20 protein-coding genes are annotated in these 21,878 nt (G+C 64.1%); 6 read left to right on the top strand and 14 right to left on the bottom strand.

Features of this window, described 5'->3' with window-relative positions:
• The first annotated feature begins 5 nt into the window (after positions 1-5).
• Together ACSBQT_RS08595 and ACSBQT_RS08590 are read left to right on the top strand one after the other, a co-directional pair.
• Positions 6-1,538: an amidohydrolase family protein gene (locus tag ACSBQT_RS08595; protein ID WP_435001523.1), complete on the top strand. Its 1,533-nt coding sequence runs from the start codon at positions 6-8 to the stop codon at positions 1,536-1,538.
• Positions 1,535-3,088 (top strand): ABC transporter substrate-binding protein, encoded by a 1,554-nt coding sequence (locus ACSBQT_RS08590; RefSeq protein WP_435001521.1) that lies wholly within the window; start codon positions 1,535-1,537, stop codon positions 3,086-3,088. The genes ACSBQT_RS08595 and ACSBQT_RS08590 overlap by 4 nt, the downstream gene beginning before the upstream one ends.
• Before the next feature lie 122 nt (positions 3,089-3,210).
• On the opposite strand, the gene ACSBQT_RS08585 is transcribed toward ACSBQT_RS08590, so the two are convergent.
• The 11 genes from ACSBQT_RS08585 to ACSBQT_RS08535 form a co-directional block, all read right to left on the bottom strand.
• A complete protein-coding gene (locus ACSBQT_RS08585) occupies positions 3,211-3,780 on the bottom strand; it encodes a cysteine hydrolase family protein (protein ID WP_410708472.1) in 570 nt (189 codons plus the stop codon).
• Between the two features lie 211 nt (positions 3,781-3,991).
• The gene (locus tag ACSBQT_RS08580) at positions 3,992-4,309 is read right to left on the bottom strand and encodes a hypothetical protein (protein ID WP_410708473.1); all 318 of its coding nucleotides are present in this window, start codon (positions 4,307-4,309) and stop codon (positions 3,992-3,994) included.
• Positions 4,310-4,320: 11 nt separating this feature from the next.
• Positions 4,321-4,998, bottom strand: a complete 678-nt coding sequence (locus ACSBQT_RS08575; RefSeq protein ID WP_435001519.1) for a hypothetical protein — start codon at positions 4,996-4,998, stop codon at positions 4,321-4,323.
• A gap of 677 nt (positions 4,999-5,675) precedes the next feature.
• Positions 5,676-6,326: an energy-coupling factor transporter transmembrane component T family protein gene (locus ACSBQT_RS08570; RefSeq protein ID WP_435001517.1), complete on the bottom strand. Its 651-nt coding sequence runs from the start codon at positions 6,324-6,326 to the stop codon at positions 5,676-5,678.
• Entirely contained in the window at positions 6,323-7,051 is a 729-nt protein-coding gene (locus ACSBQT_RS08565) for an energy-coupling factor ABC transporter ATP-binding protein (protein WP_435001515.1), read from the bottom strand. The genes ACSBQT_RS08570 and ACSBQT_RS08565 overlap by 4 nt, the downstream gene beginning before the upstream one ends.
• Positions 7,048-7,704, bottom strand: coding sequence for a biotin transporter BioY (locus ACSBQT_RS08560; protein WP_435001512.1), 657 nt, complete (start codon positions 7,702-7,704; stop codon positions 7,048-7,050). Before ACSBQT_RS08560 ends, ACSBQT_RS08565 begins: the two co-directional genes overlap by 4 nt.
• A gap of 182 nt (positions 7,705-7,886) precedes the next feature.
• Positions 7,887-9,470, bottom strand: a complete 1,584-nt coding sequence (guaA, locus tag ACSBQT_RS08555) for a glutamine-hydrolyzing GMP synthase (protein ID WP_139908708.1) — start codon at positions 9,468-9,470, stop codon at positions 7,887-7,889.
• 170 nt (positions 9,471-9,640) lie between these two features.
• The gene (locus ACSBQT_RS08550) at positions 9,641-10,078 is read right to left on the bottom strand and encodes a DUF3817 domain-containing protein (protein WP_172170792.1); all 438 of its coding nucleotides are present in this window, start codon (positions 10,076-10,078) and stop codon (positions 9,641-9,643) included.
• 2 nt (positions 10,079-10,080) lie between these two features.
• A complete protein-coding gene (locus ACSBQT_RS08545; protein WP_435001509.1) occupies positions 10,081-11,022 on the bottom strand; it encodes an SURF1 family protein in 942 nt (313 codons plus the stop codon).
• Between the two features lie 55 nt (positions 11,023-11,077).
• Entirely contained in the window at positions 11,078-12,211 is a 1,134-nt protein-coding gene (locus ACSBQT_RS08540; RefSeq protein ID WP_435001506.1) for a GuaB3 family IMP dehydrogenase-related protein, read from the bottom strand.
• 135 nt (positions 12,212-12,346) lie between these two features.
• Positions 12,347-13,252: a LysR family transcriptional regulator gene (locus tag ACSBQT_RS08535; protein WP_435001503.1), complete on the bottom strand. Its 906-nt coding sequence runs from the start codon at positions 13,250-13,252 to the stop codon at positions 12,347-12,349.
• A 188-nt stretch (positions 13,253-13,440) separates the two neighbouring features.
• Here ACSBQT_RS08535 and ACSBQT_RS08530 point away from each other — a divergent pair, with 188 nt between their 5' ends.
• On the top strand, positions 13,441-14,166 hold the full coding sequence (locus ACSBQT_RS08530) for a LysE family translocator (protein ID WP_410708481.1): 726 nt from the start codon (positions 13,441-13,443) through the stop codon (positions 14,164-14,166).
• A 126-nt stretch (positions 14,167-14,292) separates the two neighbouring features.
• Here ACSBQT_RS08530 and ACSBQT_RS08525 read toward each other — a convergent pair whose 3' ends face one another.
• The 3 genes from ACSBQT_RS08525 to panB form a co-directional block, all read right to left on the bottom strand.
• Positions 14,293-15,693: a mechanosensitive ion channel gene (locus ACSBQT_RS08525; protein ID WP_435001500.1), complete on the bottom strand. Its 1,401-nt coding sequence runs from the start codon at positions 15,691-15,693 to the stop codon at positions 14,293-14,295.
• A gap of 211 nt (positions 15,694-15,904) precedes the next feature.
• Entirely contained in the window at positions 15,905-16,816 is a 912-nt protein-coding gene (gene panC / locus ACSBQT_RS08520; protein ID WP_410708483.1) for a pantoate--beta-alanine ligase, read from the bottom strand.
• Positions 16,816-17,802: a 3-methyl-2-oxobutanoate hydroxymethyltransferase gene (gene panB, locus ACSBQT_RS08515; RefSeq protein ID WP_410708484.1), complete on the bottom strand. Its 987-nt coding sequence runs from the start codon at positions 17,800-17,802 to the stop codon at positions 16,816-16,818. The genes panC and panB overlap by 1 nt, the downstream gene beginning before the upstream one ends.
• 352 nt (positions 17,803-18,154) lie before the next feature.
• Between panB and nadA the strand changes: the two genes are divergently transcribed.
• From nadA to nadC, 3 genes are read left to right on the top strand one after another with little or no spacing between them, the layout of a single operon-like run.
• On the top strand, positions 18,155-19,438 hold the full coding sequence (gene nadA / locus ACSBQT_RS08510) for a quinolinate synthase NadA (RefSeq protein WP_435001497.1): 1,284 nt from the start codon (positions 18,155-18,157) through the stop codon (positions 19,436-19,438).
• Positions 19,438-21,033, top strand: a complete 1,596-nt coding sequence (nadB, locus tag ACSBQT_RS08505; protein WP_435001495.1) for an L-aspartate oxidase — start codon at positions 19,438-19,440, stop codon at positions 21,031-21,033. The genes nadA and nadB overlap by 1 nt, the downstream gene beginning before the upstream one ends.
• Positions 21,027-21,878, top strand: coding sequence for a carboxylating nicotinate-nucleotide diphosphorylase (gene nadC / locus ACSBQT_RS08500; RefSeq protein WP_435001493.1), 852 nt, complete (start codon positions 21,027-21,029; stop codon positions 21,876-21,878). The genes nadB and nadC overlap by 7 nt, the downstream gene beginning before the upstream one ends.

The raw sequence follows: 21,878 nt of genomic DNA, 5'->3' as shown, positions 1-21,878 counted from the left end.
CCCCCATGACATCACAATGCCAGACTCTTATCATCGGTGGGCGCGTGGTAGATCCCCGCAACGGCATCGACGACGTTCTCGCAGTCGGCATCACCGATGGCCAGATCGTACATGTCGGTCCCAATACAGTTCCAGCAGAACACACGATCGATGCCGCGGGACTTGTCGTATCTCCCGGATTTATCGACCTCCATTCACACGCACAGAATCAGATCGGCCATCTGTTGCAGGCATTCGATGGAGTAACCACAAGTCTCGAGCTCGAATGCGGTGCTGCTCCATTTCTGCATTCTCTCAATGCAGCCGAGGCTGAGGGCCGCTCGCTCAATTACGGCTACTCCGCGTCGTGGCTGTTGTCACGCATGATCGTCATGGAGGGCATGAGCTCCTCAGCTGTCGAAGATCTACCCACACTCCCCCTCGATATCTTCGGCGCGCTGCAGGCCAAACAGTGCTGGCAGAAACCGGCGACTGCAAAACAGATAGACGCAATCATCGACCTCGTTGCGGAACAGCTGGACCAAGGTGCCATCGGAGTCGGCGTCTTGCTGGGCTATGCTCCGGCGGTCGACTCAGTGGAGCTTCAGGCACTTGCGGAAATGGCTGCAAAACGCCGCGCTCCACTGTTTGTTCACGTCCGCTACGGTGCAAACGTCGCAGATCACTCAGCTGATGAGTCAGTCGCTGAGCTCATCGAGCTCTGCGAGCGCACGGGTGTACAGATTCACATCTGTCACTTCGCGAGTTCGAGCGCCGGTGCCGGAAATGGACCGGCTAACCTTCTGAAAGCGGCGATCGAACACGGCCTGCCTATCACCACCGAATCGTATCCGTTCGAGTTCGCCTCGACAGTCATCGGTGCGGACTTCCTTTCTCCAGAAATTCTCGAAAGCAGCGACACACTGGCATCCACCATCACCTATCTGCCTCTGAACGAGAAGGTCGCCACCTATTCGAGGCTAGCTGAGTTGAGAGACCAGGACCCTGGCGGACTGTGCCTCATCCAATACTATGGTCCGGGCCAATCGGCAGGTGTCGACGAACTGATGTCGACGTTATCGTTTCCGGGAGCTGCTTTTGCCTCTGATGCCATGCCGCTGACGGCTATAGATCGTGCAGATTCTAAAACCCGCTTCCCCACTACATTGCCTGTACCAACAGGTTTCGCGGTACATCCGAGAAGCGGCTCCTGTTTCATCCGGGCACTCACCTGGTTACACCGGGACACCCATGCTATGAGTTTGAGTGAAGTCATCTCGCGTTCCAGCGAAATTCCCTCGCGTATTCTCAGTAGAACTGCTCCCAGTTTCGAGTCCAAGGGCCACCTTGGTGTAGGGGCCGACGCCGATATCGTCGTCTTCGACCTATCTGCCGCAGAGCCTCATGCCGACCCTGTCCCGGTTGGTACTGCGCAAGGTGTTGTCCATCTATTCATCAATGGCGAGCAACTCATCGATCAAGGGCAATTAGGGACCACGTCCCAGGGCCGCCCCGTATTCGCCAGCAACTCAACAGCTCAGCAGGGAGATGCAGAATGAGACGAGTTCTCCTATGTGCAATTCTGGCACTGTCATTGCCACTCTCGGCCTGCATGGGCGGTGGCCTGGGGGATGCCCAACGAGGAGATGGCAATAACTTCACCATTGCTTGGAATGCACAGCCTCCGACCCTCGACCCCCTGATGACAACGTCAACGGCGACGCGAGACATTGCGCGCAACTTCTTCGAGCCTCTCATCACGCTCGACTCTGAAAACAAAGTCAAACCTGTTTTGGCAAAGTCAGTGTCGCTATCCGATGACGGAACGCTCGTACGGTTCAAACTCCGCAGCGACGTGAAATTCCACGATGGTTCGATGATGGAAGCTTCCGATGTTGTGGCCTCGCTCAACGCCTGGATTGAGAAGGCGTCTGTTGGACAGTTGTTCTTTTCTAAAGCAGAGGTATCGTCGCCGGCCAAGGACGAAGTCGAAGTCCGATTGCCCGATCCACTCTTCATCGCATTGACTCTCTTGGCCGATCAGGGACAGCTGCCCGGTATCCAGCCCAAAGAAATTCTTGGCGAGGCTGGATCTGACCCAGTCAAGGAATTTATCGGAACCGGTCCGTACATGATGAAGAAATGGAACACTGATCAGTACGTTCAGTTGGCCCGATTTGACGATTATATATCGCCTGAAGGAAAGGCAGATGGGACTGCGGGTCAGAAGCGAGCCGCCTTCGACAACATCTTCTTCTATTTCGTCAACGACCCTTCCACGAGAATGTCAGGCCTTCAAACAGGCGAATACGATGCGGCGAACGCTCTACCTCCGGACAACATCGACATGCTTGAGGGCGACGACAATATCTCCGTCACAACCGGAGATAATGGTTTTAACTCAGCGATCTTCAACAAGAAGACCGGTGTGATGTCTGACCCGAATATGCGCCGTGCGGTGTTGGCCGCGACAAACATCGACGACGTCCAGAAGGCAGCCTTCTCTCAAGACAAACTCTTCGACACGAACGGCGCGCTGATGCCGAAGTCCTCCGAATGGTACTCGAACGAAGGCTTGAGCGAATACAACAATCCTAATCCTGAACGAGTTGCTGAACTGCTCAAGAAGGCTGATTACAACGGAGAGCCAGTCCGAATTCTCACCTCCCGCGAGTACGAAGAGCACTACAACAATGCCGTAGTGATGAACCAGGAACTCAATGAGGTCGGAATCAAATCGCGACTGATCGTCACGGACTGGGCCACTGTCCTTCAGAACAGGACCGACGAATCAAGTTACGAAATCTTCATCACCGGTTTCTCACCGACTTCGACTCCACTGACTCAGGTGTTCTTCGACCCTGTATGGCCTGGTTGGACAGATAGCCCCGAAATCGAAGACGCATTCGACAAAGTAATCCATGCACCTAGTAGTGATAGGGCCGTCTCAGCCAAAGACAACCTGCAGAAGGCGTTCTATGACTATCTACCGGTGCTGAAGTTCGGAGGGAGAACGACGACCACAGGCATCAGGTCGGGGTTCAGCGGCCACGTATTCACCGCCGCGTCGGGCGATATCTTCTATAACGTCCACCCTGATGAAGGTTGAGGCGCGAGGGTCCACTTGATTCGCCGAGTTCGCCGACCGCTCATGTTGCCGTCTCTGTATCAAGCCATACGGCGTGCGTTCGACGCTGAGGTGAGCATTAGGCGTAAACGGGCAAGCCGCACTCAGCCGAGGCCAGCAGTCCAGTCCTGGACAGTCGTCACTGTCGCCTGCTTCGGGAACACCTTCTCGGTGAGCACCGTGTGGACCTCGGGGTCGCGGTCGGCGCAGGCGTCGGAGAGCACTGTGAGTTCGAAGTCGAGATCGGCGGCCTGACGCACTGTCGAGAGCACGACACCGCTCGTGGCGACTCCGGCGAGCACGAGAGACGAGGCCCCGTAGCCGCGCAGCAGCACCTCGAGATCGCTGCCGGTGAAGGCGCTGATGCGACGCTTGGTCACGATCGGCTCACCCTGATGCCGGTCGAGGGTTTCATGGATGCTCGTCGAGGCGTGGGTTTCGTCGACGTCGCCGTGGGCGGCGATCTGCGCAAACGATGCCGTTGCGGCCAGTTCCGGATGTCCTTCGCGCAGGGCCACTCGCACCCAGACGACGGGGATGTTGTTTCCGCGGGCCGCGGCGACGGCGTCCCGTGCACGTTCGAGCACTCCGGTTGAGGCGAAAGCGTCGTCTCCGGCGATGCCGTTCTGGAAATCCATGGCCAACAGGACAGTGTTCTCGGCGCCGGTCATCATGTCTCCTTCGGTTCGGACGGGGTTCGCCCCGTCTCTCGCCGAGGCTACTCCTCACACCGGATGGTCCGCTGAGTCCCGACTCAAGGCCGGCTGAATCTCACACGCCTCTGTGGCGGAGGCAGTTGCCAAGTGCGACGCACGGGTGAACAGAAGCGAGCGGTCCGTGCCTTTCGACGCGGACCGCTCTGTCAAACAGTGCGACGACGGCTTGTCAGCTGTAGGCCCCGATCGTGACCTGCTCTAGGCTCTCGTTCGGATTGGCACCGTATAGACGAATCAGATCAGTTTGCCGTGGGGTGTCGAACGGATGGATTTCTTCATTGTCGATCTCAACGAACAGTTCAGCAGGGCGCCCGTTCTCATGTCTCTTAACCCAGTCCAATGCTTCCCGCACATTGTCGACGTCGGAGAGGACGAAGGCCTGGAGCCTCCAAGCAGTTGTTCCATCGCCTTCCCAGAAGTTGACTCTGTACGTCGGCTCGTCATCCACGTAGGAGCATTCGGAATGAACTGTTTCGTGGGTTCTCATTTCGATCCGTTTCAGTCGATTGGAGCAAAGGTGACCGTAATCTCTTCGCTCACACCCTTGCTTGAAGATTGCGGATCACCATCGTCGCCACATCCCACCCATTTCGTCTTCCCATATTCCTTCTTTGTTGGCGGGGTTGACATCTTATAACCCTTCGGCGGCGTCATTTCGGCCCGGGCCCAGCCCTGGAATCGTCCTGCCCCTTCGCTGCAGGGGACTCCCCGGTTGTTCGCGATCTTTGACTTGTTTGAGTTGTTGACCATGCCGGCGGCCCACTGTTTGTTGTTTGGGCTTACACGAATCAACGAATAGCTCAACCCGAGGGACGAAACGCTTGCCTTTCCTCCGCCGCCATATTTGCAGTTCACAGTGGCAGTTCCGTTGATCGTTCCTTTCACATGATGTGAGCCGTGGACATAATGGACTTTGAGATGGCAACCTACGTAACGGCCTTTTGCCTCCGGGCTGGCAGACTCAGCTTTTGAACCGTCCGGCTCAAGGATCTTGACCGAAGATTGACCGTCGGTGTATTCGACAGCGCCCTCGGATCGTTTTTCGGTCAGTGTGGACGTAGAGCCTGCTGACTGCGGTTCCCCTTGATTGGCAGTCGAGTTGGCGTGCGCGGGGCGCAGGCTGATAAGCGCGAGTGCGCAGGCGAGAGGGACAGCGCAGAGTGCTCGTGTGCGCATTGCTTTGGGGATCCTCAACGTTATTATCTATCTGTCAGGGGATATGACGTCAATCACGCTATCGAGGGGCTCACAGCTCTGCAACCACAGCATCCCGACAACGTCACATGTTGCGAAAATGTAATTTTTAAGAAATGGCTACGCGAGCCGTTAGTTCACAATAAAAGCAGGCTGTTACCCGTACTCGACTGTTGGTAACGATCGCAGCTGTGTAACAGAATTGATGATGCTCTGTTGGGTTTCATGTCGTGGATTGTCACTCATCATGCCTCCCACTATCCGGCGATGCGCATCGTGGCGTTGTGGTGCACCGCCGCCTAGTCTCCCGCCCACAGCGACCGACTGCATCTTGAGCCCCGAAGCGTCGATGACTGGTGCCGCCCCAGCCGCCCCGCAACGCGAAGGAACTTGTGCTCGATGCGGGTTCACAGGTCGTTCCGCTTAGTCATCGCCCGTACCTACTGCGATTCGCGGCGGCCATTTTGTTTCGTAAGTCACAACCCCATCGCGGCGACTTGCGTCGACCTCCATTAGCCCCAGTAGGGCAGAGCCCCTCCCACAGTGAACGTATCTGGAGCAGGAGATCACGGGCCTCAGTCTGCCTGGGAGCAAACTACTGCACTGGCCACGACACGATACCGCGTCCGCTGACCACAACAGCGGTTCGCACTACGAGCTCAGTCCACGATGCCGCGGGCGTCGAGTGCCCGTCCGGTGTCCTGTGCATACTTGACCGACCGCAGGATCGCCGGCACCACTCGGGCTTTGAGGCTCGAGTCCAGTCCCCTGGCGCGGGCGGCGCGTTCGGCTTCCCCGAGCAGACCGGAGATATGCGAGATCGCGCGCACCATGAGACTCGCGGTCAGCGCGATCGTTTCGGGGGTCGCGCCGACGAAGCGCAGAGGTGAGACCAGAGTGGTGAACGTGTCGAGCAGCTGCGCGACCGATGTCGTCAGGGTGAGGATCAGTGCCGCCTGCACACAGGCGAACACGGTCCCGCCGACAGCCAACCCCGACTCCATGGACCCGAATAGGTACTGCAGTCCCATGACGATGGCGACGAGCACCGCCACGTAGATCCACGTGCGCAGAAAGTACCTCAACCGCAGCCGGGCGGTGAAGCCGAGGACGACGAGAGCGGCGAACATCGACCAGTTGATCGCCGCATCGCGGAAGATGAGCGCGACGATGCCGATGACGGCGATCACCGCCAGCTTCACTCCCGTCGGCACTGAATGCAGCCATCCCCGAGGATGCGCCACCTTCCCGAAGAGCTGCGGCCGAGCCTTGATGCCGGCGTTCTTCCGCCACGTCACCGCCTGGGTCATGGCGTATCGCTCATGATGAGAGTCCGGTAGGCGGCGACCGCCTCGGCAGGGGCGGCATCAGCCACGATCCGACCGTCGTCGACAACGATCGCGCGCTGGGCGATCTGCGCGAACTCGAGGTCATGGGTGGTGAGGATGATGCGCACCCCGCGCCTGGCCACGAGCTCCTGGAGATGCACGCGCAGCCGCTCCTTGTTGCGCAGGTCGAGCAGGGTCGTCGGCTCGTCGAGGACGAGGATCTGCGGATCCACCGCAAGCACCGCGGCCAGTGCCACGAGCTGACGCTGACCGCCGGAGAGTTCGTAGACGCTGCGCTCGGCCAGGTCGGCGACGCCGAGCTCGTCGAGCACCGCCAGTGCCGCGGCCCGCCGTTCGCGCTTGGGCACGGACTTGCGCAGGGACAGTTCGATGTCCTCGATCGGGGTGGGCATGACCAGCTGCGCGGCCGGATCGGTGAAGACGAAGCCGACCATTGAGCGCACCTTCGCCGCCTGCCGGCGCGGGTCGAAACCGTCGACGAGGACCTCTCCGGCGTTCGCTGTGACCAGCCCGTTGAACATCTGCAGCAGGGTCGACTTCCCCGAGCCGTTGGCACCGATGACGGCGACGACATCCTCGGTGAGGGTGAGATTGACGTCTTGGAGGATCGGGCGCACGACATCGCCGTCGGGTCCGTCGTCGAGGACTCCGACGCCGACGTCGCTCAACCGGATCTCACGTGTCACTTCGCGCCCTGCGCCCGCCCGGCCGACACCGATTCGACGCTGATGCCGCGACGGCGCAGCACATCGGGGAATGCGCGGTGGATGAGCACCGCCACCGAGGCGGCCAGGATGTTCTTCACAATGTCACCGGGCCAGTAGGCGAGGTCCGCGACCGCAGCCACGCCGAGCGGCAGATCGCCGTTGATCGACATGCCGAGAATGCCCAGCGGGTGGTTGAGCAGGAGACTGCCGCCGAAGCCGCCGAGGAACAGCACCACACCGAGCTTCATTCCGCTGAAACGGCGCACGGCCCAGCGGGCGATGAGTCCGGCGAGGAGAGCATAGAGCGCGAAGGAGAGGATATAGCCGGCACTTGGTCCCGCGAGCACGCCGATTCCGCCGCGCATTCCCGAGAAGATCGGGAGTCCGACGAGACCGAGGACGACGTAGAGCAGGGTGGCTGCGAATCCGCGCCAGGGTCCGAGCACCATCCCACACAGGGCGATCGCGAAGGTCTGCAGAGTGATCGGCACACCGAGAGGACCCACCGGAACAGGAGGCATCATCGCAAAGGCCGCGAGCATCGCCGCGAAGACCGCGACGAGAGCGATATCGCTGCCGGCCGAGCGAGGACGGGTGATCCCCGCCGAGGTGGTGCTGTGGGTCGGTGTCATGAGTACTCCATTGGTCGTGATCCTCCCCGACGGGATCGGGGACGCCCGAGGCGGCCTCGAGCACCCTCCCACTGTAACTGAACGGTGTTCAGGAGCGGTATTCGGGGTCGCGGTCGAGGCCGCCTCGGCGAGGGTGTCCCGCACGTTCACGTGCGCAGTGCCCCCTCAACGGTCGCGGAGGATCACTCCCATTCGATCGTGCCCGGAGGCTTCGAGGTGACGTCGAGGACGACGCGGTTGATGTCGTCGACCTCGTTGGTGATGCGGTTGGAGATCACGGAGAGCACATCGTAGGGGATGCGCGTCCAGTCAGCGGTCATCGCGTCCTCGCTCGAGACCGGGCGCAGCACGACGGGGTGGCCGTAGGTGCGGCCGTCGCCCTGGACGCCGACGGAGCGGACGTCGGCCAGGAGCACGACCGGGCACTGCCAGATCTCTCCGTCGAGGCCGGCCTTCGTCAGCTCTGCGCGGGCGATCGCATCGGCCTTGCGCAGGATGTTCAGGCGCTCCTCGGTGACCTCGCCGATGATGCGGATGCCCAGTCCGGGGCCGGGGAACGGCTGACGGGAGACGATGACCTCGGGCACGCCGAGTTCGCGGCCGATGGCGCGGACCTCGTCCTTGAACAGGGCGCGCAGGGGTTCGATGAGCTGGAACTGGATGTCATCGGGCAGGCCGCCGACATTGTGGTGGCTCTTGATGTTCGCGGTGCCCGACCCGCCGCCGGATTCGACGACATCGGGGTAAAGCGTGCCCTGGACGAGGAACGCGATCTCTTCGCCTTCGCCTTCCTGAGCCTCGAGCACGAGGTCGGCGGCAGCGGTCTCAAAAGTGCGGATGAACTCGCGACCAATGATCTTGCGCTTCTCCTCCGGGTCGGTGACCCCGGCGAGCTGGGACAGGAACTGCTCTCGCGCATCGACGGTGACCAGGCGGACGCCGATCGAATCGACGTAGTCCTTCTCGACCTGGACGCGTTCGTCCTGACGCAGCAGCCCATGATCGACGAACACGCAGGTGAGCTGGTCGCCGATGGCCTTGTGGACGAGCGCTGCGGCCACGGAGGAGTCGACCCCGCCGGACAGACCGCAGATGACCTTCTTGTTGCCGACGCGGGCGCGGATGAGTTCGACCTGCTCGTCGATGACGGATTCGTTCGTCCAGTCGGCGGTGAGGCCTGCGACGTTGAACAGGAAGTTCTCGAGGATCTTCTGCCCGTTCTCCGAGTGGAGGACCTCGGGGTGCCACTGCACGCCGGCGAACCTCTTCGCCGCGCATTCGAAGGCCGCGACGGGAGTGTCAGGGGTGGAGGCGAGGACGTCGAAGCCGTCGGGCGCCTCGGCGACGGAGTCTCCGTGGGACATCCAGACCTTGTAGTTCTCGGGGGTCTCGGCGAGCAGCGAGCCGGTCTGGGACACGGAGACCGGGGTCGATCCGTATTCGCGCTTGTCGGTCTTGGCCACGCGTCCGCCGAGCGCGGTCGACATGAGCTGGAAGCCGTAGCAGATGCCCATCGTGGGCACTCCGAGGTCGAACACGGACGTGTCGAAGCTCGGGGCGCCGGCGTCGTTGACGCTCGAGGGTCCGCCGGAGAGCACGATGGCTACGGGGTTCTTCGCGGCGAACTCGGACGCCGGGGCGTCGTGGGCGATGATCTCCGAGTACAGGCCGGCTTCGCGGATGCGGCGCGCGATGAGCTGGGCGTACTGGGCGCCGAAGTCGACGACGAGGACGGGGGGCACCTGCGTGCTCTGGGATTGCGTCATGATCCAATTCTAAGCGTCGCCGACCAGACGCCCGAATTCGGGTCGTGCTCCACTCGCAGGGCGGATGCGCGCGTGTCGGCGGGCCGCCTCGGTGAGGGTGAATCGGGCCGGTTTCGCCACCGCGGATGACCGCGGGTCGGCGGGCCTCCTCGGCGAAGGCGGGGTCCCTCTCAGGACTTGGGGGCGACGACGACGGCGGCTTCGAGTTCGGCGTCGACCTGGCGGTGGATGCGGCGTTCCAGGATGAACGACATCACGGGCACGACTCCGGCCAGGGCGAGGATGAGATAGCGGCCGAGGCTCCAGCGCATCTGCTGGTTGAGCCAGAAGCAGCCGATGAGGTAGACGACGTAGCACCAGCCGTGGCAGATCGCGATGGCCGCGGCGAGGTTGAAGCCGCCGAAGTTCAGGGCGGTCTCGGCGTCCGCGGCGATGAGGTACTTGTAGATCATCTCGACCGTGAGGATGAGCAGCATCGTGCCGGTGATGAGCGCCATCACGCGGTAGAACTTCAGCGCGTTGCGGGCCGATGTGAAGCGCTTGACGCTCCAGACGTTGTTCTCATCGAAGTCGGGGCGGGAGTCCAAGGACTCGTGTTCTTCGCTCACGCTCAGTTTCCTCCGGTCGTGCGGGTGTCATTGTTTCGGGCTTCGGCGTTTCGGGCATCGGCGTTCCTGCTTCGCCGCTTGCCCGGCTTGGCGCCGCCGTGACGGTGGGCCGGCAGTCCGGTGAGTCCGGACATCACCTCGGGGTCGATGGTCGCGTCACCCGCGGGCTTGACGACAACATACTCGACGCTCTTCTCCGAATCCTGGGAGTCCTCGCCGAGGCGGCGCCGGACGTAGTCGTCGCGCAGCAGCTGGAACCACATGTAGAGGGCCATGGCCGCGAAGATGATCCATTCGAGGGCGTAGACCGCCGACTGCAGATCGAATCCGCCCTCGTCGCGGGTCGTCGTGGTCGGAACCTGCTCGAGTCCGTCGGTGCCCACCGAGGCGGCGGCACCGGTGGCCTTCTCCGGGATGAGGAAGCCGGAGTAGGTGAGCAGGTCGGGGAACAGGTTGATGATCTGCGAGGTCGAGACCGTGTGCACCTGCCCGTCGGGCAGATCGTTGCCCTCAACGGGACCTTCGATCGGTCCGATGCGCGCGGTCAGTTCGACCTGACCGTCCCGAGCCTCCGAGGCCATCGCCGTGTCCTCGTCGGTGGTGAAACCGCGGACGACGGGGATCGCGATCGTCTTCTCGTCGGCGTTCGCGGCCTCGACGCCTTCACCGAGGTGGCCGCCGTCCGGGGCGAACATCGTCACGACCCAGTACCCGGAATCGCCGTCCTGGACGCGTCCGGGGACGACGATCTGAGCATCGGGGATCCAGTGTCCTGACAGGCTGACCCGCTGGTCGGCGAGGATGCCGGGCATCGGGGCCTGGGCATCCATGACGTCGTTGAAGTCCTTGAGTTCATCGACCCCGGAGGATGCAGCGACGTCGTTCTTGTGCTGGGCCCGGTCGACCTGCCACGCAGAGAGTCCGACGAAGCAGGTGACGAGCACCAGGACGAGGAGCAGGGACCCCAGCCATTTCGGAGTCAGTGCCAGGCGGAACAGTTCAGACCACCGAACCAGTCTGGTAGGGCGAGACGGTGACGTCGACGCGTTGGAATTCCTTGAGGTCGAGGTAGCCCGTGGTGGCCAGTGCCCGACGCAGGGCGCCGGCGAGGTTGAGTTCGCCGATCGCGGTGCGGCCGGGGCCGAAGAGCACCTGCTCGAGGCTGCCGACGGTGCCGAGCTCCACACGGTGCCCGCGCGGCAGATCCGGGTGATGGGCTTCGGCGCCCCAGTGCATTCCGCGGCCGGGAGCTTCGGTCGACCGGGCCAGGGCGGTGCCGAGCATGACGGCATCGGCGCCGACCCCGAAGGCCTTGACGATGTCGCCGCTGGTGCCGAGTCCGCCATCGGCGATGACATGGACGTAGCGGCCGCCGGATTCGTCCATATAGTCCCGCCGGGCGGCGTGGACGTCGGCGACGGCCGTGGCCATCGGGGCGTGGATGCCCAGAGTCTTGCGGGTCGTGGCCGCCGCTCCCCCGCCGAAGCCGACGAGGACGCCGGCGGCACCGGTGCGCATGAGGTGCAGGGCCGCAGTGTAGGTGGCGGCTCCGCCGACGATGACGGGCACATCGAGTTCGTAGATGAACTGCTTGAGGTTGAGCGGTTCGGTATGGGTCGAGACATGCTCGGCCGAGACCGTGGTGCCGCGGATGACGAAGATGTCGACTCCGGCATCGACGACCGTCTTGTAGAACTCCTGGGTCCGCTGCGGGGTCAGGGCACCGGCGACGGTGACTCCGGCTTCGCGGATCTGCTCGAGGCGAGCGGTGATGAGTTCGGCTTGGATGGGTGCGGAGTAGAGTTCCTGCATCCGGGAGGTCGCCATCTCCGCCGGCAGCTGTGCGATTTCGGCCAGCTGCGGGGTGGGATCCTCGTACCGGGTCCACAGTCCTTCGAGGTCGAGGACGCCGAGGCCGCCGAACTTGCCGAGCGAAATGACGGTCTCCGGCGACATGGCCGAGTCCATGGGGGCGCCGATGAACGGCAGCTCGAACTGGTAGGCGTCGATCTGCCAGGTCAGGGACACGTCTTCGGGGTCGCGGGTGCGCCGAGCGGGGACGATGGCGATGTCGTCGAGCGAATAGGCGCGACGGCCGCGCTTGCCTCTGCCGATTTCGATTTCAGAACTCACCCCAACAGCCTATCCCACCACCCCTGGCGCACAGTCTCAGCCCACTATGAGGAACAGTCCATCTCCCCTCCCAGGACTACCCGACGGCGGCCCAGCTACCTGGCGCCAGGTTGCTGGGCCGCCGTCGGGTAGCAGTTAGGGGGTGGTGAGGTGGGTTGCTACTGCCTCTTCCGTTGCGGCGGCGAAGGCGCGGACGTGCGGGAGGTGGGCGTCCTTCTCCCGGATGTGCATGACGACTCGGCGCTGCGGGACGGGGTCGGTGAGGTCGACGGCGACGAGGCCGGGCGGCAGCTGCAGAGTCGAGAGCCGCGGGAGGGCCGTGATGCCCATGCCCGAGGCGATGAGCGCCAATGCCGCGAAGTCATCCTCGCAGGCGGCGAAGCTCCTGCGTTCGAATCCGGCCGCGGCACACGCATGGTCAACGACCTTGCTCGACGGCCCGGCCCACATGTCGTAGTCGACCCAGTGCTCATCCTCGAGGTCGATGAACGGCACGGACTCACGGCCCGCGAACCGGTGCCCGTCGGGGACGACGACCCGATAGTCGTCGTCGAAGAGCGGGATGCGCGTCATCTCCGGCAGATGGTTCTCACCGTCCTGCGGCGCCTCGGCGCGGATCTCGATGAGGCAGTGCCCGCGCCTGTTCTTCGCCGGCTCATTGAGTTGGATGTCGAACCGCAGATCCGGATGATCCAGGGCAACAGCATCAATGATGCCCGGCAGCAGACGCGCGTTGAACGAAGTGAACGCCGCAATCCGCAACCGGGGCCTGCTGACGGTGCGGAAGCCTTCGACCAGATCGTCGAGGCGGCCGACCGCAGTGAAGACCTCCGCCGAATCATCGGCCAGGCGCCGGCCGAGTTCGGTGACCTCGATGCCGCGCCCCGACCGCCGGTAGAGCGGAGCCACGACGGCCTTCTGCAGGGTGGTGATGTGCTGACTGACGGTCGCCGGTGTGTAGTTGAGGTTCTTCGCCGCGGCGACCACGGAACCGGTGGCCGCGACGGCCCGCCAGACCCGCAGACGATTGAGATCCCACATGCCCCCAAGACTAACCGCTGAGCGTCCGGAAAATCATTAGGCACTGCCTGATGATCATTCACAATCAATTGCTTTTCTCGATTGATCGATTCCGGCAGAATGGTGGCCGGCTCCGCCGATATCGGACTACGCCCCGACACCCGTGTTCCATCCCCGCCGACCATTCCCATCACCTTCGAAGGAGTGCCGTGACCGGACCCGAGATCCTCACCATCACCGGAGCCGCGGCCGCACTGGCCGTGACCCCCGGCCCCGAGACGATCCTGACGATCCGCCTATCCTCGCTGCGCCGCAAGGCCGGTCTCGTCTATGCGCTCGGCACGGCCACGGGCACCGTGATCTGGATGGCCCTCGCACTCACCGGCGTCTCCGCACTGCTGACCGTCTACCCGGCCGCAGTCCAGGTGCTCAAGATCGGCGGCGGCCTCTATCTCTGCCTCCTCGGCATCCTCGCCGGTCGGCAGGCGCTTCGCCTGCGCCGGGATCTGAAAGCCGCCGAGGCGGCCGACCGCCCCAGCGCGAACGCCACCCCTTTCGCGTCGACCGGCCCCGACTCCCCCGACGGGCCCGTGACCGAGATCGCCCACGTCATGGAGTCGACCTCGTGGGGCCACCTGCGCTCGCTCGTGTCCTATCGCCGCGGCATCATCTCGTCGCTGTCCAACCCGAAGGTCGGCCTGTTCTTCCTCGCGATCCTGCCGACCCTCGTCCCCGCCTCCCCGACCGGCGTCGACTACACCGTACTCGTCGCACTGATCCTCGGCGTGCTCCTGTCCTACCAGCTCGTCCTCGCATGCCTGGCCAGCCTCGCGGCATCGGCGATGGCCCACCGCAGCGCCGACTTCTTCATCGAAGCCGCCTCTACGCTCATCCTGCTCATCATCGGCATCGCCGTCATCGCGATCCCCATCTGAGCCGCTCCGGACAACGAAAGGCCGGATGCCGAGGCTGATCGTCGCCCGGTGCATCAGAGAAGGGCGGGGCACCGAGGTCGATCCTCGGCTGCCCCGCCCCTTTCGGTTCGGTGGGCAGACCCTCACTCAGCTCTCATTCGCCGAGGAGGCTCCCCCACTTCCGCTGCCACCTCCGTCAGTGTGCGTTCCGGTCCCAGGTGTGCCGCTGTCCACGGCGTCCGGGTTCGTCTTCTCCGCCGCCTCGGCGAGGTCGACTTTGTCGAGCATCTTCGCGGCTGCCTCACGTCCGCCGAGGCCGAAGGCCAGAGCGGCCGCTGCGGCACCGCCGATGACGACGGCCCCGAAGGCGAGGTTGATGATCGAATCGGCCAGGCCCATATAGCGCAGGCCCATCGCGATGAACAGGGCGATCGCCGAGTAGCGCAGCACCTTGCTGGCGAGGTTGTTCGTGATGAACTTGCCGATGATCGCGGCGATGAGGAACCCTGCGGCGATGATCGCAGCGCCGAAGAGCACGCTGCCGCCGAGGTCGAGGATCTCGTTGAGGATGTTCGTGATCTCGGGGAATCCGAGCATCCGGGCCGCCATGATCGCGAAGAAGATCATGATCGCCACCTGCACGAGGCGAGTGATCACGTTAGAGGCGCTGGTGCCTTCGGGCACGATCCCGATCTCGTTGATGGCTTTGTCGGTGCCGATGCCCTGGAGAATCTGCTCGAGCAGATTGCCGAGGAACTTGGCGATGACGAAGCCGATGGCCAGCAGGATGCCGGCGGCGATGATGAGCGGGATCGCGTTGAGGAAGATCTGGAGCATCTGCTGGGCAGGCTCCGAGATCGCCTTGATGCCGAGGACCTGCAGCGCCGAGATCGCAACGACGATGATGATGATTCCGAACACCAGATTGCCGATGAGGTTCGAGATCTTCGCATTCGCCTCCGCGTTCGGGTTCGGTGCATGGCCGGGGTGCCCGCCCTGCGGCGGCATGCCCTGTTGTCCCTGCGCCGGCATGCCCTGCTCACCCTGCGCAGCGTACTGCTGGGTGGCGTCGGGGTGCGGTTGAGCATTTCCGGCACCCTCGGCCACTCCGGTGGCTTTGTCGCCGAGCGAACGGAACTTCGACGTCAGCTTCGTCAGATCCACGGCGTTGAGAGCGGTCTGGACGAGCTGTTTGGCGATCTTCGCGAAGACATAGCCGATGAAGAAGATGAATCCCGCGCCGATGATATTGGGCAGGAATCCGAAGATTCCATCGAGCAGACCCTGCAGCGGAGTCAGCACCTGATCGAGGTTGAACAGCTGGAGCACGGCGATGAGTCCGAGCAGCCAGATGACGAGACCGGCGATCTGTCCGACTGACTTTCCGATCTGCTGACCATTGCTGCCATCGCGTTGAAGTGCAGGAACCTTGGTGACGAGTTTGCCGATCGCCCATTTGACGATGGCGGCGAGAATCCAGGTGACAATGAGAATGACGATTGCCAGTCCGACTTTCGTCAGGACCGACCAGATATCCAGATCTTGCATGTCGCTTATCTCCTTCGAACTCAGCGAAACGGCAAGTTTCGTTTTCTCTTGCTGATTTTGAGTCTATTCTCAGCGAACACTGAGAACAAGGGTCCAGCGACTGATAACCGACAATTGAAACCACAGCTGTCGATGATTCTCGATCGGTTACATATGCATATGTCGATCGCTCAACAGGATCTTCACATACTCATCACAATTGCATATCGCGTCAGAATTCCAGCGGCAGATTGTCGATGAGATGAGTCCCACCGACCGTCGCGGAGACGAGCAGCAGGGCCGGTCCCGTGAAGTCCGGTGTGCACTGCCTCAGGGTCGCGGCTTCGACGAGGCTGCAGTAGACGATCTCAAGATCCCCACGTTCGGCGGCCGGATCCAGCTCGGCGAGCGCGGCCGCCTCGACGGCAGCGGGCAGGCCTGCAGAAAAACCACTGGTGCCGGCCCCAGAGTCAGAACCGCCACCGCCGCCGGACTCTGCCGTCCCACGGCCCCGCTCGGCCACCTCGGAGGCGGCGGTGAGAGCCCGCGGAATCGCCAGGGCACGGGCACGGTCGTCCGGCGCCAGGTAGGAGTTGCGGCTCGACATGGCCAGACCGTCGGCGTCCCGGACCACCGGCAGGCCGATGAGTTCGATATCGAAGTTGAGATCGGCGATCATGCGTTTGACCAGAACGAACTGCTGGATGTCTTTGAGCCCGAATACCGTGACGTCGGGGGCGATGAGGGTGAAGAGCTTCGCCACGACGGTGAGCACGCCGTCGAAGTGCCCGGGCCTGGCCGCGCCTTCGAACACGGCTCCCATACGCCCGGCGACAACACGCACTTCGGGTGCGGACGGGTACATCTCGGCCAGCGCCGGGGCGAAGACGAAGTCGACTCCGGCCTCTTCGCACTTTTTCAGATCCTCTTCGATCGGCCTCGGGTACTGGACGAAGTCTTCGTCGGCGCCGAACTGGAGGGGGTTGACGAAGATCGAGGTCACGACGAGATCGGACTCTGCGCGGGCACGCGTCATGAGCGCCTGATGCCCGGAGTGCAGGGCGCCCATCGTCGGGACGAGACCGACGCGGCCCGACTGCTCGGCCCGCCACCGGCGCAGTGCTTGGATGCCGCCGACCTCCATCAGTCGAAGCTCCTCTCGGGTTCGGGGAAGACCCCGGACTTCACTTCGTCGACATAGGTGCCGACCGCCTCGGTGAGCACGGAATGCAGGTCGGCGTAGCGCTTGACGAAGCGCGGAGCCTTCCCCGTGCGCAGGCCAGCCATGTCCTGCCACACAAGGACCTGGGCATCGCAGTCGGCACCGGCGCCGATGCCGACGGTGGGGATCGTCAGTTCGGCAGTGATCTGGCCGGCCAGCCCGGAGGGCACCATCTCCATGACTACGGAGAAGGCTCCGGCTTCGGCCACGGCGCGGGCATCGTCGAGCAGGGCGCTGCCTGCGTCGCCGCGGCCCTGGACCTTGTAGCCGCCGAGGTTGTGCTCGGCCTGCGGGGTGAAGCCGATGTGCGCCATGACCGGGATGCCCGCCGTCGTGATCGCCTTGATCCGCGAGGCCATCCGCGCCCCGCCTTCGAGTTTGACCGCGTGGACTCCGGCTTCCTTCATGAATCGCACGGCCGTGGCCACGGCCTGTTCATCGGAGACCTCGTAGCTGCCGAATGGAAGGTCGGCGACGATGAGTGCCCGGCTCGTCGCCGAGGCGACGGCCCGGGCCAGCGGGATGAGTTCGTCGACGGTGACCGGCAGGGTGGTCGCGTGGCCATAGACATTGTTCGCCGCAGAATCGCCGATGAGCAGGGCCTCGACACCGGCTTGTTCGAACAGGGCCGCCGTGTACTGGTCGTAACTGGTCAGCATCGCCCACCGCCGGCCCTCGGCCTTGGCCTTGATGAGGTCGAGGGTCCGGATTCGCCGAGGCGGCGCTGCCGGTGCGGACACCGGACCACCGTACGGGGCCGGTTGTTCCGCCGAGGCGGCGCCCGCCGTCGTGCCGGGGCCCGCCGTCGCGCCGGGGCCGGCCGGGGCATTGCCACCGGCAGCAGCGTTGCCCGCAGCGTCGGCGGTGGAGGAGGACGTGAACTGGTTCGAGTGTGCCGCTTCGGGCATGAGAATCCTTCAGATATGCGATGTCGTCGGTGCCGGCGCGGGCGGGGCGAGGCCGACGCTTCGGTCCGAAGCCTCGGTGACTCTCACGGGGGCGCCCACCGCAGTGCGCATCGACTCGGATTGCGAGCCAGACCACAGCCTATTGCATCCCCCGGCGCAGAGCCATCGACAGTGTCACGGCCGCTTCCTGCGCCGCACCGACTGCCTGGAAGTTGTACATTGCCCGCCCGCAGGATTAAGCTCAAATCTGCGCAAAGAAATAAACGCACAACTGCGCAAAATATTTCGGGCAGCTACGACCACGTGCGAGGCACTTCAGGCACGGGTCCCGCCCACCGAGCGAAGGACGATGATGACCACTACAGCTTCGATCGAACTCACCCTCAAGGACATCTCTGCCTCGGGCGCGAACGACGAAATGTGCTCGACGGACCTGCTCGATGCCCCGTGGGATGTCGACGAACGTCCCGGCTATGGTCCCGGTTCCTCGATGGCCGACCCGATTCCGGTCGCCGCCCCACGTCAGGGCGATATCCCCGAGGAGTACAAGCAGGCCACGCCTGAAGAGCTCGATGCCCGCATCCGGGCTGCCAAGGCCACCCTCAGCGATCGTGTCGTCATGCTCGGCCACCACTACCAGCGGGTCGAGGTCGTCGAACACGCCGACTACATCGGCGACTCGTTCATGCTCGCCCAGGCCGCCCAGAACCACCCGGAGGCCGAAGCCATCGTCTTCTGCGGCGTCCACTTCATGGCCGAGACCGCAGACCTGCTGTCTAGGCCGGAGCAGTCGGTCATCCTGCCCAACCTCGCCGCAGGCTGTTCGATGGCCGATATGGCCAGCATCGACCAGGTCGAGGACTGCTGGGAGCAGCTCGCCGAGGTCTTCGGCACCGAACCCGATGCTGACGGTCGCGTCCCGGTCATCCCCGTCACCTACATGAACTCCTCGGCCGCGATCAAGGGCTTCTGCGGCCACAACGGCGGAATCGTGTGCACCTCGTCGAACGCCGAGGAGGTTCTGGAATGGGCGTTCGAACGCGGGCAGCGGGTCCTGTTCTTCCCCGATCAGCACCTGGGCCGCAACACCGCGGTGAACATGGGCATCGGTCTCGACGAGATGCCGCTGTGGAACCCCGCCAGGCCGCTGGGCAACAATGACGAGCAGACGCTGCGTGAGGCCCGGGTCATCCTGTGGCAGGGATTCTGCTCCGTGCACAAGCGCTTCACCCCGGCCCAGATCGACAAGGCCCGCGCTGAGCACCCGGACGTGCGCGTCATCGTTCACCCCGAATGTCCGCGTGAGACCGTCGAGGCCGCCGATGAGGCCGGATCGACCGCGTACATCACGAAGGCCATCGAACAGGCGACCGAACCGACCACGTTCGCCATCGGCACCGAGATCAACCTCGTCCAGCGACTGGCCGCCGAGCACCCTCAGCACGAGATCTTCTGCCTCGACCCCGTCATCTGCCCGTGCTCGACGATGTATCGCATCCACCCCGGCTACATCGCCTGGGTCCTCGAATCGCTCATCGACGGACAGGTCGTCAACCAGATCTCCGTCGACGCCGAGGTGGCCGAACCGGCCCGCGTGTCCCTGGAGCGGATGCTCGCCGCGAAGCCGCGGATCTGATGAGCCGCGTCATCGTCGCAGGCTCCGGGATCGCGGGGCTGACCGCGGCACTGCGCCTGTCCGGCCGTCACGCGATCACGCTCGTGACGAAGGGCCGCCTCGGCGAATCGAACACCGAGTGGGCGCAGGGCGGCATCGCTGGTGTCATCGGCCCCGACGACACGGTTGACTCCCATATCGCCGATACGCTCACGGCCGGCGCCGGACACTGTGACCCGGAAGCCGTGCGCACCCTGTGCGACGCCGGTGGGAACGCGATCGTCTCCCTCGCCGAGGCGGGGGTGGACTTCGACACCGATCCGACCAGAGCCTGGGCCAGGGGCGTGGAAGGGGCGCATTCCTATCCGCGCATCTTCCATTCCGAAGGCGATGCGACCGGTCGGGCGATCAGCACCGCCCTGGCGCAGAAGCTGCGCACCGAGGTTGCCGCGGGGCGGGTCACCCTGCTCGAGGACACGATGCTCGTCGACATCCTCACCAGCGACGACGATCACCGCCCCACTCGAGCCACCGGAGTCGCCACAGCCACCGGAGTCACCGTGCTCCGCGACGGCCGCGTCGAGGCCCTGGCTGCCGATGCGATCGTGCTCGCCACCGGCGGTGCCGGGCAGCTCTTCGCGCACACGACGAACCCGCAGGCTGCGACCGGAGATGGTTTGGCCGCTGCCATTCGTGCCGGTGCTGTTGTCTCCGATCTCGAGTTCTTCCAGTTCCACCCCACCGTCCTTCCAGGTCCTGGTTTCCTCATCTCCGAGGCCGTCCGCGGGGCCGGCGCTCTCCTCCTCGACGAGCACGGCCACCGGTTCATGACGGACATCGATGATCGCGCCGAGCTCGCCTCTCGTGATGTCGTCGCACTCGCCCTGCACCGCCGCCAGGCGGCTCAGGACGGACGCCCGTGCTTCCTCGATGCGCGGGCCGTCCCGGATGTGAGGGCGAAGTTCCCGAGCATCACGGCTGGTCTGGCCTCTCATGGTCTCGATCTGTCCCGGGACCTCATCCCCGTCACTCCCGCCGCCCACTACTTCATGGGTGGGGTGGCCACGGATCGCGACGGTCGCACGAGCGTCGAGGGACTCTTCGCCATCGGCGAGGTCGCGTGCACCGGAGTGCACGGAGCCAATCGGTTGGCCTCGAATTCTCTGCTCGAGGGCGCGGTCTTCGCCGCCCGCGCCGCCGCGGCGATCGACGCACTGCCGGTCAACAGAGACCATGAACTCCCACTCCCCCAACTCCGTTCATTCCACCAGACGGCACTGACACGAACCGAGCTGCAGGGCCTGACCTGGGCTCATCTCGGCGTGGAGCGCACCGCCGCAGGCCTGCGGACCCTGCTCGACCGCCTCGGTGATGGTTCCCACGACGACGGTTCCCGTAACGCCCACCGAACCTCCGGCCCGACCGCGACCAGCGTCCAGGCGCTCGAGACCGCGAATCTCGCCCTCATCGCCTGGCACATGGCTCGGCATGCGCTGGCCCGGGAGCACAGCCTCGGCGCGCATACCCGCACCGATGCGACACTCACGTCGTCGGCGACCGCGCAGTCCACTGCCACTCCGCCCACCGCTCTGCTTCAGGAGGCCGCCGCATGCTGACCGCTTCAACCATCGATTCCGCACTGCGTGCCGCTCTCGACGAAGACGCTCCCTGGGGAGATATCACCGGCGAGGTCTTCATCCCCGCCACCGCCTCGGCGAGGGCTGATCTGCGTGCCCGCGAAGATGGGGTGCTCGCCGGAATCGAGGTCTTCGCCCGCGCCTTCACACTCGTCGACCAGAGCGTCACGGTCGACCTCGCTGCCGCCGATGGAGACTCTTTCACTGCAGGTCAGGTGCTTGCCACGGTCGCCGGTCCCGCTCGGGCGGTGCTGCAGGCCGAACGGATCGCGTTGAACTTCTGCCAACGGATGAGCGGAATCGCCACCCAGACCCGTGGCTATGTCGATGCCGCCGCCGAGCAGGCACGCATTGTCGATACCCGAAAGACGACTCCGGGACTGCGCGCGTTTGAGAAGCACGCCGTGGTCTGCGGCGGCGGACACAACCACCGTTTCGGACTCTCCGACGCCGTCATGGCCAAGGACAATCACCTCGCCGTCCTCACCGGTGCCGGGCTCAGCGTCGCCGAGGCGATCCGCACCGCCCGTGCCCGTCTGCCGCATACGACGATGATCGAGGTCGAAGTCGACCGGCTCGACCAGGTGCCGGCGGTGCTCGACGGTGGCGCCGATATCATCATGCTCGACAACTTCACCCCGGCTCAGCTGCGCGAAGGCGTCGAACTCGTGGGCGGCCGCGCCGTCGTCGAAGCCAGCGGCAATGTCACCCTGGCGACGGTCCCGGAGATCGCCGCCACCGGCGTCGACGTCATCTCGTCGGGCGCGCTGACCCACAGCGTCCGTGCGATCGACCTCGGTCTCGACCTGAGCCTCGAGGCCTGA

This window comes from Brevibacterium sp. H602 (assembly GCF_051172395.1).
In the GTDB taxonomy this organism is placed as follows: Bacteria; Actinomycetota; Actinomycetes; order Actinomycetales; family Brevibacteriaceae; genus Brevibacterium.
The sequence above is the reverse complement of the archived record's forward strand: the minus strand, read 5'-3'. Positions and strand labels throughout refer to the sequence as shown.

Bases quoted from the DNA above. Each gene is read 5' to 3' on its own strand.
- ACSBQT_RS08570 (WP_435001517.1), bottom strand. From the start codon at position 6,326: ATGACCCAGGCGGTGACGTGGCGGAAGAACGCCGGCATCAAGGCTCGG.
- nadC (WP_435001493.1), top strand. From the start codon at position 21,027: ATGCTGACCGCTTCAACCATCGATTCCGCACTGCGTGCCGCTCTCGAC.
- ACSBQT_RS08560 (WP_435001512.1), bottom strand. From the start codon at position 7,704: ATGACACCGACCCACAGCACCACCTCGGCGGGGATCACCCGTCCTCGC.
- guaA (WP_139908708.1), bottom strand. From the start codon at position 9,470: ATGACGCAATCCCAGAGCACGCAGGTGCCCCCCGTCCTCGTCGTCGAC.
- ACSBQT_RS08590 (WP_435001521.1), top strand. From the start codon at position 1,535: ATGAGACGAGTTCTCCTATGTGCAATTCTGGCACTGTCATTGCCACTC.
- ACSBQT_RS08595 (WP_435001523.1), top strand. From the start codon at position 6: ATGACATCACAATGCCAGACTCTTATCATCGGTGGGCGCGTGGTAGAT.
- panB (WP_410708484.1), bottom strand. From the start codon at position 17,802: ATGCCCGAAGCGGCACACTCGAACCAGTTCACGTCCTCCTCCACCGCC.
- ACSBQT_RS08580 (WP_410708473.1), bottom strand. From the start codon at position 4,309: ATGAGAACCCACGAAACAGTTCATTCCGAATGCTCCTACGTGGATGAC.
- ACSBQT_RS08585 (WP_410708472.1), bottom strand. From the start codon at position 3,780: ATGATGACCGGCGCCGAGAACACTGTCCTGTTGGCCATGGATTTCCAG.
- nadA (WP_435001497.1), top strand. From the start codon at position 18,155: ATGACCACTACAGCTTCGATCGAACTCACCCTCAAGGACATCTCTGCC.
- nadB (WP_435001495.1), top strand. From the start codon at position 19,438: ATGAGCCGCGTCATCGTCGCAGGCTCCGGGATCGCGGGGCTGACCGCG.
- ACSBQT_RS08575 (WP_435001519.1), bottom strand. From the start codon at position 4,998: ATGCGCACACGAGCACTCTGCGCTGTCCCTCTCGCCTGCGCACTCGCG.
- panC (WP_410708483.1), bottom strand. From the start codon at position 16,816: ATGGAGGTCGGCGGCATCCAAGCACTGCGCCGGTGGCGGGCCGAGCAG.
- ACSBQT_RS08525 (WP_435001500.1), bottom strand. From the start codon at position 15,693: ATGCAAGATCTGGATATCTGGTCGGTCCTGACGAAAGTCGGACTGGCA.
- ACSBQT_RS08535 (WP_435001503.1), bottom strand. From the start codon at position 13,252: ATGTGGGATCTCAATCGTCTGCGGGTCTGGCGGGCCGTCGCGGCCACC.